The organism is Pseudonocardia endophytica (genome assembly GCF_004339565.1).
Taxonomy (GTDB): domain Bacteria; phylum Actinomycetota; class Actinomycetes; order Mycobacteriales; family Pseudonocardiaceae; genus Pseudonocardia; species Pseudonocardia endophytica.
Map to the genome: position 1 here is coordinate 2,318,183 of NZ_SMFZ01000002.1, position 15,676 is coordinate 2,333,858.

At 72.1% G+C, this 15,676-nt stretch carries 13 protein-coding genes; 5 read left to right on the forward strand and 8 right to left on the reverse strand.

Going from position 1 to position 15,676, the window contains the following annotated elements; translation table 11 throughout:
• Positions 1-16 precede the first annotated feature (16 nt).
• From EV378_RS29700 to EV378_RS29735, 8 genes are all read right to left on the reverse strand, one after another.
• Positions 17-2,260 carry a CoA transferase gene (locus EV378_RS29700; RefSeq protein ID WP_165922546.1) on the reverse strand — a complete coding sequence of 748 codons (2,244 nt, stop codon included), beginning with the start codon at positions 2,258-2,260 and terminating at the stop codon, positions 17-19.
• Positions 2,257-3,888: an AMP-binding protein gene (locus EV378_RS29705; protein ID WP_132430670.1), complete on the reverse strand. Its 1,632-nt coding sequence runs from the start codon at positions 3,886-3,888 to the stop codon at positions 2,257-2,259. Before EV378_RS29705 ends, EV378_RS29700 begins: the two co-directional genes overlap by 4 nt.
• Positions 3,889-3,916: 28 nt before the next feature.
• Positions 3,917-5,146: a cytochrome P450 gene (locus tag EV378_RS29710; RefSeq protein ID WP_132430671.1), complete on the reverse strand. Its 1,230-nt coding sequence runs from the start codon at positions 5,144-5,146 to the stop codon at positions 3,917-3,919.
• Positions 5,147-5,186: 40 nt separating this feature from the next.
• On the reverse strand, positions 5,187-6,074 hold the full coding sequence (locus EV378_RS29715) for an SDR family NAD(P)-dependent oxidoreductase (protein ID WP_132430672.1): 888 nt from the start codon (positions 6,072-6,074) through the stop codon (positions 5,187-5,189).
• Between the two features lie 149 nt (positions 6,075-6,223).
• Entirely contained in the window at positions 6,224-6,523 is a 300-nt protein-coding gene (locus EV378_RS29720; protein ID WP_132430673.1) for a hypothetical protein, read from the reverse strand.
• Positions 6,524-6,545: 22 nt separating this feature from the next.
• The gene (locus EV378_RS29725) at positions 6,546-8,006 is read right to left on the reverse strand and encodes an aldehyde dehydrogenase family protein (RefSeq protein WP_132430674.1); all 1,461 of its coding nucleotides are present in this window, start codon (positions 8,004-8,006) and stop codon (positions 6,546-6,548) included.
• A gap of 22 nt (positions 8,007-8,028) precedes the next feature.
• Positions 8,029-9,192, reverse strand: coding sequence for a thiolase C-terminal domain-containing protein (locus EV378_RS29730; RefSeq protein ID WP_132430675.1), 1,164 nt, complete (start codon positions 9,190-9,192; stop codon positions 8,029-8,031).
• On the reverse strand, positions 9,189-9,626 hold the full coding sequence (locus EV378_RS29735; RefSeq protein WP_132430676.1) for a Zn-ribbon domain-containing OB-fold protein: 438 nt from the start codon (positions 9,624-9,626) through the stop codon (positions 9,189-9,191). The genes EV378_RS29730 and EV378_RS29735 overlap by 4 nt, the downstream gene beginning before the upstream one ends.
• A 188-nt stretch (positions 9,627-9,814) precedes the next feature.
• Here EV378_RS29735 and EV378_RS29740 point away from each other — a divergent pair, with 188 nt between their 5' ends.
• The 5 genes from EV378_RS29740 (at position 9,815) to EV378_RS29760 (ending at position 15,609) form a co-directional block, all read left to right on the forward strand.
• Positions 9,815-10,906: a PucR family transcriptional regulator gene (locus EV378_RS29740; RefSeq protein ID WP_132430677.1), complete on the forward strand. Its 1,092-nt coding sequence runs from the start codon at positions 9,815-9,817 to the stop codon at positions 10,904-10,906.
• Between the two features lie 142 nt (positions 10,907-11,048).
• Positions 11,049-11,978, forward strand: a complete 930-nt coding sequence (locus tag EV378_RS29745) for an alpha/beta hydrolase (RefSeq protein WP_132430678.1) — start codon at positions 11,049-11,051, stop codon at positions 11,976-11,978.
• A 49-nt stretch (positions 11,979-12,027) separates the two neighbouring features.
• Complete coding sequence (locus EV378_RS29750; RefSeq protein ID WP_165922547.1) at positions 12,028-13,659, forward strand: flavin-containing monooxygenase; 1,632 nt, start codon at positions 12,028-12,030, stop codon at positions 13,657-13,659.
• 14 nt (positions 13,660-13,673) lie between these two features.
• Positions 13,674-14,618, forward strand: a complete 945-nt coding sequence (locus tag EV378_RS29755; protein WP_132430679.1) for an alpha/beta hydrolase — start codon at positions 13,674-13,676, stop codon at positions 14,616-14,618.
• Positions 14,619-14,661: 43 nt separating this feature from the next.
• Positions 14,662-15,609, forward strand: coding sequence for an alpha/beta hydrolase (locus tag EV378_RS29760; RefSeq protein ID WP_132430680.1), 948 nt, complete (start codon positions 14,662-14,664; stop codon positions 15,607-15,609).
• Positions 15,610-15,676 lie beyond the last annotated feature (67 nt).

A 15,676-nucleotide genomic window follows, 5' to 3' on the forward strand; every position in this document is an offset into this window, starting at 1 on the left:
AGTCCTTTCCGGCCGCTCAGGCCGACATCTCGGGAACGCTGACGCGGACGACGCCGCCGTCGACGAGCGCGTCCACGGCCGCCGCGCCGTACCCCAGCCCGGTGAGCACCTCGTGGCTGTGCTCTCCGAGGTCGGGCACGGTCTCGTCGGGAACCCGTCCGAGGTTCCAGAAGCCGCCGACCAGGTCGATGGCGCCGTAGCCGCGGGTGCGCAGGCGCCTGCTGAGGCCGAGCTCGCGGTGCATGGGGGAGTCCATGAACGCGTCCAGCTGGTCGAGCGCGACGGCGGTGGCGGTGACGCCCGCGGTGCTCAGATCGTCCAGTGTGGTCAGGAGCGTCCGGTCGCGAAGTGCCTCGGCGGGCCGGTCACCGAACCGCGCGCGGAACGCCGCGGCCTCCGCGTCGTCCGCGGCGTCGACCAGCACCCAGCCGTCGGTGAGCCGGTAGAGCCGGTGCGCGTCGTCGACGCCGGTCTGGTCCGCGGACAGGACCGCGTGCGGTGTGATCGCGTGGTCGGGCAGCGTGACGGTCACTTCGGACGCGGCGCTGATCCCGACGGCGAGCAGCGACGTCCCGGCCTCGCCCGCCTCGCCGGTCGTCTCCCGCAGGTACAGGCCCAGCAGCGCGCCGAGGCACCCGGCGAGACCGGCCTGGACGTCGAACACGGAGTTGCGCAGCCAGACCGGCGTCCTGCCCTCACCGGCGTTCGCGTGCTCCCAGCCGGTCATGGCCTGTGCGGTCGGGTCGTAGCCGGGGAAGCCGGCCATCGGCCCGCGCGGCCCGTACGCGCTGACGTGGCTGAACACGATGTCGGGGTTGACCGCCCGCAGACCGGGCCCGTCCAGGCCGAGCCGGGCAGCGGCGGAGAGCCGCATGTTGTGCAGCACGGCGTCCGCGGACCGGACGAGCCGCTGCAACGCCTCCCGCGCCTGGGGTGCCTTGAGGTCCATGGACAGCGACCGCTTCCCGCGGTGACACCCGGCGAACTGGGTGAGCCCGCGCCCGCGGTCGCCGCCGATCGGCTCGACCTTCACGACGTCCGCGCCGAGGTCGCCGAGGCACTGCGCGCCGAACGGCCCGGCCACGACGGACCCGAAGTCCAACACCCGCATCCCGGCCAGAGGCAGGGCGTCGCCGTCGGTCGTCACGGCGCCGGTGGCGCGCGCCGGCCACCCGTCGCACACCGCGTCCACGGTGGTCGATCCGAGCACCGGGGCCGCGACGGCCGGTGGGCCGGGCGGCGTGGTCGCCACCGGCGGTCCTGCCTGCAGCGCGGGCCCGACGGCTGGGTCGTCGACCTCGACGACGTAGTCGTTCGCGAGCGTCTGCTCGTCGGTGAAGCACTCGCCGAGCTCGCGCACGACGATGCACGGCACGTCCGCGTCGCTGAGCACAGCGAGCCACTCGTCGCTGGTGCGCGACCGGAACACGGTGTCCCATGTGGACCAGTTCTCCGGTGTCACGCCGACCTCGGACAGCTCGACGAGGTCGGACAGTGCGAGCGACTCCAGCACCGGCGGCGACTCGATCCATCCGCCGACGGCGCCGGCGAGCTGGACGAACCGGCCGTCCGCGCAGCCGAAGATGGACAGCGCCGCGTCCGGCCAGATCTTCGGCAGCGTGTGGCCGGTCAGACCGGTCGGCAGGCGCTCCCAGCGTTGCCAGTACAACGCTGCGGGGGCCAGCCCGCCCTGGAACACGCTGGTGGACACGGGGAGCACCACGCCGTGGCGGGCCCGCTGGACGAGCCGTGCGACGACGCCGGCCGCGAGCAGGTAGGCGGCGCACCAGCTGGGGAACGGCAGGCGGACGTGGACCGGGCCGTCGCGCAGGCCCTGTTGTTCGTCCATGAAGCCCTGGGCGGCCTGGACCATGGCGTCGGACGCGGCGACGTCGGCCAGCGGGTGCCCGGCCGGGTAGCTCGGCACGGTCGCGACGACCACCCCGGGCGCCGTCGTGGCGAGGGTGTCCGCGTCCAGTCCCAGCGAGCGGGCACGGGCGGCGGGGAGGTCGTGCACGAGCACGTCGGCGCGTTCCAGAAGGCGGTGCACATCCGACGACCCCGGGGCGAGCGCGATCGAGCGCTTGCCGCGGTTCCACGTCGCGAACCCGGCGGCACAGCGCGTCCGGGCCGGGTCACCGGCCGGCGGCTCGACCTTCACGACGTCCGCGCCCGCGTCGACGAGCAGGCGGGTCGCGAACGGGCCGGCGAGGCCGGTCGTCAGGTCGACGACGCGCACGCCGTCCACGGGAGCCGTCACGAGGACCGTCCGGCGAGCGGGGCCATCGTGTTCCGGGCCCATTCGTAGTCGACCTTGCCGTTGTCGTGCCTGCGGATCGCCGGGACGTAGGCGACCGCCTTCGGCAGCTTGTAGCCGGCCAGCCGGTCGTCGCAGCGTTCCCGGATCTGGTCGCGGTCCAGCTCGGCGCCGGTCGCGACGAGCAGCGCGACCACCTCGGACCCCCACCGCTCGCTCGGCCGGCCGAACACGAGCGCGTCGTCGATCTCGGGCAGGCCGCGCAGCACGTTCTCGACCTCCTCGCCGTAGATCTTCTCGCCGCCGGAGTTGATGACGGTCGCCTCCCGGCCGAGGAAGCGGATCTCGCCGTCCGGATCGACGGCCGCGCGGTCGCCGGACACCGAGACCCGCCTGCCCTCGACGACGCGGAACGTCGCCTCCGTGCGCTCCCGGTCGTTCAGGTAGCCGCGCGGGAGGTCACCGGAGTTGGACAGCCAACCGACACCCGGGTTGTCCGCGGACAGCAGCGACGCGTGGTCGTCGCTGACCACGTACGTGGTGGGCCCGGCGCGGAACTGGGTCTGGCTGCTGCTGGTCTGCACGGCCTGCGGACCGGTCTCCGAGGAACCGAGCGCGTTGACGAGCTTCAGCGTCGGGAAGTACTGCTCCAGCTCGGTCCAGGCGTCCGGGGACAGGGCCGCCCCGCTGGAGAACACGTACGTCAGCGACGACGGCGGCTCGGCCCCCGCGCGCAGCGCCCGTAGCAGCGGCTGGGCGAACGGGTCACCCACGATCGCCATCCAGGCCACCTGCTCGTCGCGGGCCAGAGCGAGCGCGCGGTCGGCGTCGAACGTCGCGTCCTCGCCGAGCACGAGCGTTCCGCCGCGTGACCACGCGCCGTAGGAGAACCAGGCGGCGGCGCCGTGCATGAGAGGTGGTGCCGGGAACGCCCGCAGCCAGGCGCGGCGCGGCGCCGCGTCCCGCGCTTCGTCCAACGAGGACACCGTGATCCCGGTCGGTCTCCCGGCGAGCTCGCGCAGCCGCCAGATCACGCCCTTCGGCATGCCGGTCGTGCCGCCGGTGTAGAGCACGTGCACGTCGTCCGGGGACGGCGCGACGGGCTCGTCGGGCGGCGTCGCGCCGGCGAGAGCGTCCTCATAGGACAGCGATCCGACGATCGGGTCCACACCGGATCCGTCGTCCACCTCGACCAGCACCGGGTCGAGATCGGGTACGAGTGCGAGCGCCTCCGCGAGCACCGGCCCGAACCCGCGGTGGTGGATCATCGCCGACGGCCGGGCGTCGCCGAGCAGGTGCGCCAGCTCCTCGGCCCGGTAGCGGTGGTTGACGTTGAACGGTGCGCACCGGGCGCGGTAGCTGCCGATGCTGCCCTCGAGGTACTCGGGGCTGTTGCGCAGGAGAAGGCCCACCAGGTCGTTCGGTGACCGCCACTCCTCGGTGACACCGGGCCGCGCCCCGAACCCCTGTGCGGTGAGGAACCAGCCCAGCCGGGTCGTCCGGTCCCGGACCTGCGCCCAGGTGAGCCTGCGACTGCCCTGGACGATGCACTCTCGCTCGGCGACGGCGTCGGCGACGGCGTCCCAGAGCTGCAGCAGCCCGAACGGTCTGTCCTCGGTGGACGGGGTCATCGGTTCCTCTCCGCGCGGGGGATCGGGGTCAGTTCGCGGGCTGCGGCTCGAACTCGATCCGCACGTCCTGGATCGCCCAGGTCAGCCCGATGACGTCGTGCGGGGTGCAGCCGTCCTGCAGCCGGAACGACGGGATCCGCTTGCGCAGCTCCTCGAACGCCACGCGCAGCTCCAGGCGGGCGAGGTGTATGCCGACGCAGCGGTGCGCGCCGAGGCTGAAGCTCAGGTGCGGCTTGGCCTCGCGGTCGAAGCGGACGTCGTCCGGTTCCGGGAAGTACTTCGGATCCCGGTTCGCCGCGGCCAGCGGGCAGAACACCCGCTCGCCCTCGGGCAGCTCGAGGTCGCCGACCGTCGCCGTCGCGCGGGCGACGTTGCGCGTCGGCATGGCGGGCGAGGTCCAGCGGACCAGCTCCTCGATCGCCGGCTCCAGCGCCTCGGGCGTCGCGAACATGGCGTCCCACTTGTCCTGGTGGGTCGCCAGGTAGGCCATGCTCTGCCCGATCACGCTCTGCACCGTGTCCAGGCCGGCCATCAGCAGCAGCACGAACAGGTCGGAGAGGTCGCTGTCCGGGATCGGCTTCCCGTCGATCTCGGCGTTCACGATCGACGTCGTGATGTCGTCGCGGGGATTCGCGCGGCGGTCCTCGACGATCGCCTGGATGTAGGCGCGAGACTCCTCGCTGGCCTTCATCCGGGCGGCGAGGGTCTCCTCCTCGGTGCCGCCCGGGACGCCGTGCAGGAACGTCTCGACCCACTCGTTCATCGTCTCGGCGTCCTCGACCGGCCAGCCCATCACCGACAGGAAGATGGTGCCCGGCAACGGGAACGCGAACTGCGGCACGACGTCGCACTTCCCGGTGCCGACGAACGTGTCGATCAGTCCGCTGGAGACCTCGCGGACCTGGTCCTCCATCGCGCGCACCCGCTCCGGGGAGAACAGCGGGTCGAGGATCTTGCGGTACTGACCGTGGACCGGGCCGTCGAGCTCGATCGGGATCTGGGCCTTCTGCCCGAACGCGACCTTGCCGTCCGGGATGTTCGGGAAGCTGACGAACCCGCGGTTGTTGCGCCGCAGCACGCTCGAGATGTCGTCGTACGTCGTCGCGAGCCAGAAGCCACCCTCCTCGGAGAACGAGAGCGGGCACGTCGAGCGGCGCTCGGCGAGCTCGTCGAGCTGCTCCTGGATCGTTCCGCTCGGGTAGACCGCGTAGTTCCAGCGCCGTTCGGCCTTGATCTCGTCGAGAGTCTTGTCGGTCATGGCAGGCGTCCTTCTCGGGCGGTGGTGGGGTGGACGGCGCTCAGCCGTTGAAGTCGCCCTGGCGGGCGTTGTCGTTGAGGTTCTCCCGCCAGTTGTCGCCGAACGGGATCGCGACCGTCGCGAGCGTGCCGCCGTCGGTCGTGGGCAGGCTGACGCCGGACATGTACATCGACTCGTCGGAGGCGAGGAACAGGGCCGGGTAGGCGTTGTCCAGGATCCGGGGCGCGCGCGGGAGCTTGAGCGGGATCGGGGAGTGCTCCGGTACCCAGGTGCCGCCCATCTCCTCGTGCGACTTCTCGAGCACCGGCGCGTCGGCGGGGAGGATGAAGTTCGCGGACCCGCCGTGGGTCGGGCAGATCGCGTTGATCCGGATCCCGTAGCGGCCGATCTCCCAGGCCGCGCAGATCCGGACCATCGCGTTGATGCCGCCCTTGGCGGCGCCGTACTGCGGGAAGCCGGGGTAGCCGACCATCGACGCGGCCGACGACGTGCAGATGATCGAGCCGCCTGCCGGGCCGTCCGGGTTCTGCTTCATGGCCCGCACCGCGTGCTTGACCGCGAAGAACACGCCCTTGAGGACGACGTCGTTCGTCTCGTCCCACTCGGCCTCGGAGATGTCCTCGAACGGGGTGAGCCCGAAGTCCTTCGCCGGGATGCCGGCATTGGCGAACATGACGTCGAGCCGCCCGTAGGTGTCGACCGCGGTGCGGACCGCGTTCTCGACCTCGGCCTCGACGGTGACGTCCGTCTTCACGGCGACCGCCTCGTTGCCGTCGGCGAGGATCTGCTCGACGGTCTCCTTCGCCCGGCCCTCCGAGATGTCGGTGACGACGACCTTCGCGCCCTCACGGGCGAACAGTCGGGACGACACCCGGCCGAGACCGGAACCGGCGCCGGTGACGACCGCGACCTTGCCTGCCAAACGCATGCCTCGCTCCTCCTGTGCAGCTGGTTGCGCCCCGACCCGGGGACCGCGGACGTGCCTGCGGTCACACTCCGGCAGTCTCACATATCAACTATATCCTTGCAAGGATTACATACATCGGGATCGCCTCGGTGGCCCTCGGTCGATCCCGCTCAGTCCGAGGAGGGGAGCCGCTTCGCCGCCTTGAGATCCAGCTCCGCCTCACCGATCCGCAGCCGGCCCGCGCCGGCCTTGGTGCACAACAGCTCCATACCGGAGTCCGGGTGCACGTAGCGCTTGCCGACCTCGGATCCCGGGCCGTCCTCGCCGATCGCGGTCGTCGTCTCGGCCGGTAGCGGCGCCATCGGTGCGTGCCCGCACGTCAGGTCGACGTCGTCGGACGGCGCACGCACCACGATCACCTCGGTCGCGCACGCGGTGCTGCCCAGCCTCGTCCCCGTGGACGGCTTCATCGCCTCTCCCGTTCCTCCTGCGTCACAGCAGGATCTGCACCGTCTTGTGGTCGACGAACTCCAGCACACCGCCGAGCCCGCCCTGCTTGCCGTAGCCGCTCTGCCGACGCCCGCCGAACCCGATGTGCGGACCGGCCGGAGCGGCGCCGCCGTTCACGCCGACGTTGCCGGTGTCCAGCGCGGCCGCGACGCGGTGGGCGCGCGCGAGATCGGAGGTGAACACGTAGCCGGCCAGCCCGTAGTCGGTGTCGTTGGCGATCGCGACGGCCTCGTCCTCGTCGTCGAACGTCTGGATGCCGACGACCGGGCCGAACACCTCGTCGCGGGCGAGCTCGCCGGTGTTGTCGGGCAGCGCCACGACGGTCGGCTCGACGAACCATCCGCCCTCCAGCTCGCCGGTGCCCCGGCCGCCGCCCGCGAGCACGGTGCCTCCGTACGTCTGCGCGCGGTGCACCATCCCCAGGACCCGGTCGAGCGAGGTGCGGTCGATCACCGGCCCCATCGTGACGCCGTCGCCGAAGGGGTCACCGACGCGGACGGTCCCGAGTGCGGACGTCAGGCGTTCGACGAACCGGTCGCGGATCGAGGTGTGCACGAGGAGCCGTGAGCCGAGCGTGCACACCTGCCCCGCGTTGGCGGTGAGCCCGAGCGCGGCCGTGACGGCGCGGTCGAGGTCGGCGTCGTCGAACACGATGCTCGCCGATTTCCCGCCCAGCTCCAGCACGCACGGTGTGAGCCGCTGGGCGGCTGCGGCCGCGATGCGACGACCGGTCGCCGGGCTTCCGGTGAACGTGATCTTGGAGATGTCCGGGTGGGTGATCAGGGCCTGCGACGCATCGACTCCTGCCGTGACGACGTTGAGCACGCCGGGCGGCAGACCGGCCTCGAGCGCGAGCTCGGTGGCGCGGATCGCCCCGAACGGCGCCAGCTCGGACGGCTTGGCCACCACCGTGCAGCCGGCCGCGAGCGGCGCCCCGATGGTCATCCCGTACGCGCCGGTCGAACCGTTCCACGTGGCGAGCGCCGCGACGACGCCGACCGGTTCCACGGCCGTGTACTCCAGCACACCTCGCCGGGACAGCGGAGAGGTCTCCCCGGTCAGACGGTCGGCCCAGCCGGCCGCCTCCTCGACCCAGTCCGCGCCCCACTGCACCGCGTACGGCGTGTACGCCCGTGGACCGCCCATTTCCAACGACGCGATCGTGGCCAGCTCGTCGACGTGCTCCCGGATCAGCTCGGCGAACCGGACCAGCACGCGCCGCCGGTCGACCGGGCTCCACCGGCGCCAGCCGGGAAGCGCGGCCCGGGCCGCCGCGACGGCGCGGTCGATCTCCTCCGGACCGGCCATCGGGACGGTCGCCTGTACCTCTCCCGTTGCCGGGTTGACGTGCTCGTAGGTGCCGCCGGACGCCGAGTCCAGGTGCGCGTCGCCGACCAGCAGGCGGGTCGGGAGGACCGAGGCTCGGTCCGTCGTGGTGGTCATGGATGAGCTCCTGTTCCGGGTGCTACGCGGGCGGGTCGGTGGAGAACAGCGCGACGCTGCTGAGCTCGGAGATGGGGCCGCCTGCGACCAGGCAGACGCGGGCGTCGGGGACCGGGTTCCAGGACTCGCCGCGCAGCTGCCGGACGGCTTCGACGGCGTTGCCCATGCCGTGCAGGAAGCCCTCGGCGAGATCGCCGCCACTGGTGTTGATCGGCAGCGTCCCGGCCGGTGCGACGAGGTTGTCGAACGTCAGCACCTCGCCCGCGGTCTCCGGCGTGCAGAAGCCGAGGTCGATCAGCGCCGCAACCGGCGGGCCGGTGAAGTTGACGTACAGCTGGACGACATCCACATCGGACGGAGTGAGTCCGGTCCGTTCCCAGAGACGACGCACGGGTCCGGCCTGCGACGACGCGGTGTACGGCTCGTGGTTCTCGTCCAGCTCGCCCCAGCGGGGTCCGAGCGCACCGTAGGCCGCGCCGAGCAGGTGGACCGGCTTGTCGGTGAGGTCGCGCGCCCGCTCCGCCGAGGTGAAGATGATCGCCGCGGCGGCGTCGTTCTCGCGCGAGGAGTCGAACAGGCGGATCGGCTCGGCGATCAGGCGGGCGGAGTCGTAGACCTCGTCGGTGAGTACCCGGTCCCGGCCGACGGCGTGCGGGGTCCGGTTCGCGTGGAAGTAGCTGGCCTGCGCGACGGCCTTGAGCGCGCTCGCCGGGACTCCCTCGGCCTCCAGGAGTCGCTGCGTACGCAGACCCAGCGCCTGTGCGGGGGCGTCGATCCCGTGCGCGCGGTACTGGACGCCGAACACGCCCTGGCTGACGGCCGAGCTGAGCCGGCCGCTCGTCGACTCGGCGGTCGCCCGGTACACGACGACCGTGTCGGCCTGCCCGGAGAGAATCGCGGCCTCGGCCTGGGCGATGGCGCCGGCGCTGCCGCCGCCCCCGCCGCCCCAGACCAGGCTGCTCCAGCGCAGCTCCTTCGTGCCGAGCGGGCCGGTCAGCCGGGGCCCGTCCTGGAGGTCCGCGCCGTAGCTCACGAAGCCGTCGATGTCGGCCGGGTCGATGCCGGCCATCGCCGCGGCCTCGTCGATCGCCATCAGCAGCAGCTTGCGCTCGGCGTGCGGCGATCGGCCGCGCCTGTAGTACGGCGTCGACCCGAACCCGACGGCCGCCACGGACGTCGCCCTCATGCGTCCGCCTCCGGAGCCAGCGACCAGACGAGGACCGGCAGGTCGGCGGTGCGCTCCGATGCGGGCTCGAACGAGCCGTCGACCGATGCTCCGACGCGGATGCCGTCCTCGCGGCCGACGAGCCGCCCCATGATCCGTGCGTTGCCCGCCTGCGGCAGTTCGACCAGCACGTTCACGTACGGCACGAGGTCGGCGAACGCCGGTACGAACGGCAGGTGCGAGCGAATCCAGGAGTAGACGCGCCCGGTCGGTTCGACCTGTTCCCATCGGAACTCGTAGCCGCCGCACGTCGGGCAGCGCCAGTCGGCGGGCCAGCACCAGCGGTCACACCCTGCACAGCGCTGGATCCGCAGCTCACCCGCTTCGAGGCCGTCCCAGTACGGGAAGTCGACCCGCTCGGAGAACGGGTGGACCTCGTCTCTCTCGTTCGCCATCGTCACCTTCGTCGACGCGTGCGGCGCTTGTTGCCGCCAGCCGAGGACCCATAAAAGTTTATAAAGCTTTTTAGGTCAAGGGAGGCTGGCGCGAGTCGGGCGTCATCCAGCAGGTGCTCGGGACCTGGTCCAGGTCGTCGAGGTCAGCGGCCTTCCGCTCACAATGTGATGCGCATAACCTCGGTGCCGTGTACGGCCTGCTCCTGCGACTGTCGGCACTCGACGCCGACGCCGCCAGTGCACTGCGGGTCATCGGCTTCTACGACGTCCTGGTCGAACAGAGCGCGTCTGTCGACGTGATCCTGCAACGCACGGCGGCACTCGCGGGATGTGCTGTCGGACTGCGGCGGGCGGACACCCCGCACGGGCGCCGGGCCGATGTGAACACGCCCGTCCACGACGGAACGCCCCCGATCTGGGCCCGGATCCGCGCGGTGCCCGAGGAACACGAGGTGTGGGTCGAGCGTCTCGGCGCGGAGCTGCCGTTGGACGACCTCCTGCTCGAGCGTTTCGCGCTGGCGAGCTCCGTCGCCCTGAGCAGGCGGCAGCGTGACGTCGAGGTCATGGACGGCCCCGCGCTCCTGCGCCTCGCGATCGACAGCACGGCGGACGAGACGCGCCGCAGGAGCGCGCTGAACCGGATGGGTCTCACCCCGAACGGCGTGGTCCACGTGGTCGCGGCCGACGGCGCACCGGATGCCGTCGACGTACTGGCCCGGCAGGCGGGCCATCTGCTGGCTCGAGCGTCGGTGGACACGGTGCACGCCCTGGTGTTCGGCGGACCCGTCAGCACGACGTCGGGCGTGCCCACGGGCGTCCGGGCCGGGATCGCCGCGCCCCATCCGGCCGTCTCGCTGCCGGACGCATGGCGCGAGGCGGGTATCGCGCTCCGCTACGCGTTGCCGAGCCGGCACGACCACCCGCCGTACTCGCTCGACGAGGCGGTCGCGGTGCGCTACGCGGCGCTCGGCGGGTTCGGCCTGCTCGCCGAACGCATGTCCCCTGAGGCGATCGGCGAGGTGGCCGACGTCCGGGCGCTGGACGGGCTGGCCGACGACCCGGCGGGGGAGGAGCTCCTGCACACGCTCGAGGTCGTCGCCTCCACCGAGTCGATCCGGCGCGCCGCGACGATCCTCCACCTGCACCACAACACCGTCGCCCACCGGGTGGCCCGCGCCGAGAAGGTGCTCGGCTTCTCGCTCGCCGAGCCCTACTCGCGGTCCCGGCTGATGCTCGCCCTGGTGCTGCGCAGGCTCCGCGACTCGGCCGAGCCGGCCTGAGCCCGACGGCCGCGCGCTCGCCAAGTGGCGCGTGGAGCGGACAAATCGGCGCCATGTGACCCACGACACGGATCTTCGTCTCCGGTAATCCTGAGGAAGGCGGGCCGACGCGAGTCGCCGTCCCGGAACCGAGGAGCGCCCGTTGACGTACCGCTTCGATCCCGAGCTCGCGCCGTGGGTGCCGCTGATGCCGACGTTCGACATCAGCGACCCCGCCGCCGCGCGTGCCGAGCTCGCCGAGCTGGTACGCCAGATGCCGCCGTACACGCCGTCCCGGCCGCTGACCGTCGAGGACCGTACGGCGCACCACTCGGACGGCGGGCCCGGTGTGCCGCTGCGGATCTACCGCCCGGCACACCGGACCGCGCCACTGCCGGCACTGGTGTTCCTGCACGGCGGCGGGTTCGTCGTCGGGAGCGTGGACGGCGAGGACGCGCGGGCCCAGGAGATCGCGGCGGACGCCGACGTCGTCGTCGTGGCCGTCGACTACCGCCTCGCCCCGGAGCACCCGTTCCCGGCCGGCGTGGACGACAGCTACCTCGCGCTGTGCTGGCTCACCGAGCACGCGGCCGAGTGGGGCGTTGACCGCGCGCGCATCGGGGTCGGCGGCGGCAGCGCGGGCGCGGGCCTGTCCGCCGCCGTCGCGCTGCTCGCCCGCGACCGCGGCGGGCCGGCACTGCGGATGCAGTACCTGAACATCCCGGAGCTCGACGACCGGCTCGACACGCACTCGATGCGGCTCTACACGGACACGCCGATCTGGAACCGGCCGAATGCCGAGCTGTCGTGGCGCTACTACCTCGGCGGGGAGCCGGCGACGCCGTACGCGGCGCCCGCCAGGGCGACCGATCTCCGTGGACTGCCCGCCGCGTACGTCGACGTCTGCGAGTTCGACCCGCTGCGCGACGAGGGGATCGCCTACGCGCAGCGCCTGACCCAGGCGGGCGTGTCCGTCGAGCTGCACATGTATCCCGGCACGTTCCACGGATCGTCGCTGGTCACCGACGCCGCCGTCTCCCGGCGGATGGCGGCCGACGGCGTCACCGCGATCCGGCGGTTACTGCACGACTGACCGACAGTACGAGACCCGCACGACCCCATCCCCGACGAGGAGGATCTTCGTGAGCGACAGCAGTTCCGGCCAGGGGCCACTGGACGTCCTGGTGATCGGTGCCGGGTTCGCCGGCCTGCACATGGTCCACAAGCTGCGCGAGCAGGGCTTCGCGGTGCACGGCCTGGAGAAGGGCTCCGGACCGGGCGGCACCTGGTACTGGAACCGGTATCCGGGGGCCCGTTGCGACTCGGAGATCATGTACTACTCGTTCTCGTTCCTGCCCGAGCTGGAGCAGGAGTGGCCGCTGCTCGAGCGCTACCCCGAGCAGCCGGTGATCCTCCGCTACCTGGAGCGCGTCACCGACGTGCTCGACCTGCGCAAGGACTTCACGTTCGACACCCGGGTGACCGGCGTGTCCTACGACGAGTCCGAGAACCTCTGGACCGCGCGCACCGAGGACGGCGGCGAGTGGCGGGCCCGCTTCGTCGTGACGGCCGTCGGGTGCCTGTCCGCGGCCAACACCCCGGACATCCCCGGTGCCGACACGTTCGCCGGCCGGTCGCTGCACACCGGTGCGTGGCCGCACGAGCCGGTGGACCTCTCCGGGCAGCGGGTCGGGATCATCGGCACCGGGGCCTCCGCGATCCAGGCGATCCCCGTGATCGCCAAGCAGGCGGGCCACCTCACGGTGTTCCAGCGGACGGCGCAGTTCACGATCCCCGCGGCGAACGGGCCGCTCGACCCGCAGTTCGTCGAGATGTGGAAGCAGAACTACCCCGAGTGGCGCCGGCGGGCGCGGCACTCCATGGCGGGCGTGCCGTACACGGCGACCGACGTGTCGGCGCTCGAGGTCACGCCGGAGGAACGGCGCGCCCGCTACGAGGAGACCTGGCGGGACGGCGGCTTCCTGTTCTCCCTCGGCACGTTCAACGACCTCCTGACGAACGAGCAGGCCAACGACACCGCGGCGGACTTCGTCCGGTCGAAGATCGACGAGATCGTCCGGGACCCCGACGTGGCGGAGAAGCTGAAGCCCTCCGGCTACCCGATCGCGACGAAGCGCCTGCCGCTGGACACCGACTACTACGACACGTTCAACCGGCCCAACGTCTCCCTGGTCGACCTGCGCCGCAGCCCGATCGAGGAGATCACGCCGGAGGGCATCCGCACCGCGGACGGGCTGCACGAGCTCGACGTGATCATCTTCGCGACGGGGTTCGACGCGCTGACCGGGCCGCTGTCCGCGTTGAACATCACCGGTCGCGGCGGCCGGTCGCTCGACGACGCGTGGGCCGAGGGCCCGCGGACCTACCTCGGGCTGGCCGTCCCCGGCTTCCCGAACCTGCTGACGATCACCGGCCCCGGCAGCCCGTCGGTGCTCAGCAACATGCCGGTGTCGACCGAGCAGCACGCCGAATGGATCGGGGACTGTCTGATCCATCTGCGGGACAACGGCATCGATCGGATCGAGGCGACCGCGGACGCCACCGAGGCCTGGACGGAGCACGTCCAGGAGGTCGCGGCCGGAACGCTCTACCCGCGGGCCGCCTCCTGGTACATGGGCGCCAACATCCCCGGCAAGCCGCGGCTGTTCCTGCCCTACGTCGGCGGTGTCGGTGTGTACCGCGAGAAGTGCGACCAGGTCGCCGCCGACGGCTACACCGGTTTCGAGCTCGCCGCGTCCGGCGCGCTGGTCTGAGACGGAGGACGACGATGGCGATCGACGAGGCGACCCAGGGCCTGCTCGCGCAGCTGGCCGAGATGGCTCCGCAGCAGCTGCACGAGATGACGCCCGCACAGGCACGCGAGTTCACGGCGTCGCTGAACGAGCAGACGGCCCCGGGACCGGAGATGCACGGGGTGCGCGACACCCGCGTCCACGTCAGCGGCGGGACGGTGCCGGTGCGCATCCTGACCCCGACCGATCACCCGCGCGGGGTCGTCGTCTGGTTCCACGGCGGCGGCTGGGTGATCGGCGGGATCGACGAGGCCGAGACCGTCGGATGGACGATGGCCGCCCGCACCGACTGCGTCGTGGTGCTGGTCGGCTACCGGAAGGCGCCGGAGTTCCGGTACCCGACGGCCGTCGACGACGCGTGGGCCGCGCTGCAGTGGACGTTCTCCCACCTCGACGACCTCGTGGGTGGACTGGCGCCGGTGATCGTCGGGGGAGACAGCGCGGGCGGGAACCTCGCCGCCGTGGTGGCCCAGCGGGCCGCCCGACGGGGCGGACCGTCGCCGTCGTTGCAGGTGCTCGTCTACCCGGTGACCGACTGCGACCTGGCCACCACGTCCTATCAGGACCCGGAGAACCAGCTGCTGCTCAGTCGGGACAGCATGGTCTGGTTCTGGGACCACTACGCCCCGGAACCGGCCACCCGGCTGCACCCCGACGCGTCGCCGATCCGCGGCGACTTCCTGAAGCTTCCGCCCGCGGTGATCCTGACCGCGGAGCACGACGTGCTGCGCGACGAGGGAGAGCTGTACGCCACCCGGCTGCTCAAGGCCAGGGTGCCGGTGCGGCACCGGCGCTTCCCCGGCCAGATGCACGGCTTCTTCACCATGATCGGCGCGCTGCCGGGGGCCGACGCCGGCATGGACTACGTCGTCGGGGCGATCGACGCGCAGCTGACCGGCGCGACAGCCGACGCCGGCTGAGCGCGCCGCCCCCGCCCGACCCACCCCGATCCACGGAGGTCCCGTGTCACATTCCACGCTCGACCCGGAGTCCCAGGTCCCCCTGACCGCGCTGCTGGAGGCGATGCCCGGCGGGTTCAACGCGATCCCCGACATCGTCGCCCGGCGAGCGGCCGTCGCCGAGATGCTGGCGTCGGTGGAGGTGCCGGACAACCCCGGTGTCGTGAAATCCGACCGGACGGTCCCCGGCCCGGACGGCGCACCGGACGTCGCGGTGCGGATCTACCGACCGGCCAACGCCTCCGGCGCGGCGCCCGGGATGCTCTTCATCCACGGTGGCGGGATGGTGCTCGGGTCGGTGGCCGGCGAGGACCCGACGGCGACGATGCTGTGCGACGCGCTCGGCGCCGTCGTCGTGTCGGTGGAGTACCGGCTCGCGCCGGAGTACCCGCACCCGGCGCCGATGGAGGACTGCTACGCCGTCCTCACGTGGATGGCGAAGAGCGCCGACGAGCTCGGCGTCGACCCCGACCGGCTGGTCGTCTACGGCGGCAGCGCGGGGGGCGGGCTGGCCATCGCCACGGCGATGCTGGCGCGGGACCGCGGCGGGCCGCCGCTGCGCTTCATGATGCCGATCTATCCCATGATCGACGACCGGAACACGACGACGTCGTCGCACGAGATCCTCGACGTCGGGATCTGGGATCGGGCCGGGAACGAGGAGGCATGGGGCTGGTATCTCGGTGACGCCGAGGCGGACGGCTACGCCGCTCCCACCCGTGCCGCCGACCTCTCCGGGCTGCCGCCCGCGTACATCGACGTCGGCACCGTCGACCTGTTCCGCGACGAGGACATCGCCTTCGCGCAACGGCTGATGGCCGCGGGTGTGCCGTGCGAGCTGCACGTGCACCCCGGCGCCTATCACGCCAGCGAGACGTTCGCCCCGGACGCCGCACTCTCGAAGCGGATCTGGGCCGGACGCGTCGACGCCCTCCGCCGCGCGCTCGGGTAGGCGACCAGGACGCCGTCGGGGTCGCCGGTCACGAGCCGGATCCCGGACGGCCCGCGTGCGGTCCGGT

Bases quoted from the DNA above. Each gene is read 5' to 3' on its own strand.
- EV378_RS29720 (WP_132430673.1), bottom strand. From the start codon at position 6,523: ATGAAGCCGTCCACGGGGACGAGGCTGGGCAGCACCGCGTGCGCGACC.
- EV378_RS29725 (WP_132430674.1), bottom strand. From the start codon at position 8,006: ATGACCACCACGACGGACCGAGCCTCGGTCCTCCCGACCCGCCTGCTG.
- EV378_RS29705 (WP_132430670.1), bottom strand. From the start codon at position 3,888: ATGACCCCGTCCACCGAGGACAGACCGTTCGGGCTGCTGCAGCTCTGG.
- EV378_RS29735 (WP_132430676.1), bottom strand. From the start codon at position 9,626: ATGGCGAACGAGAGAGACGAGGTCCACCCGTTCTCCGAGCGGGTCGAC.
- EV378_RS29715 (WP_132430672.1), bottom strand. From the start codon at position 6,074: ATGCGTTTGGCAGGCAAGGTCGCGGTCGTCACCGGCGCCGGTTCCGGT.
- EV378_RS29755 (WP_132430679.1), top strand. From the start codon at position 13,674: ATGGCGATCGACGAGGCGACCCAGGGCCTGCTCGCGCAGCTGGCCGAG.
- EV378_RS29710 (WP_132430671.1), bottom strand. From the start codon at position 5,146: ATGACCGACAAGACTCTCGACGAGATCAAGGCCGAACGGCGCTGGAAC.
- EV378_RS29730 (WP_132430675.1), bottom strand. From the start codon at position 9,192: ATGAGGGCGACGTCCGTGGCGGCCGTCGGGTTCGGGTCGACGCCGTAC.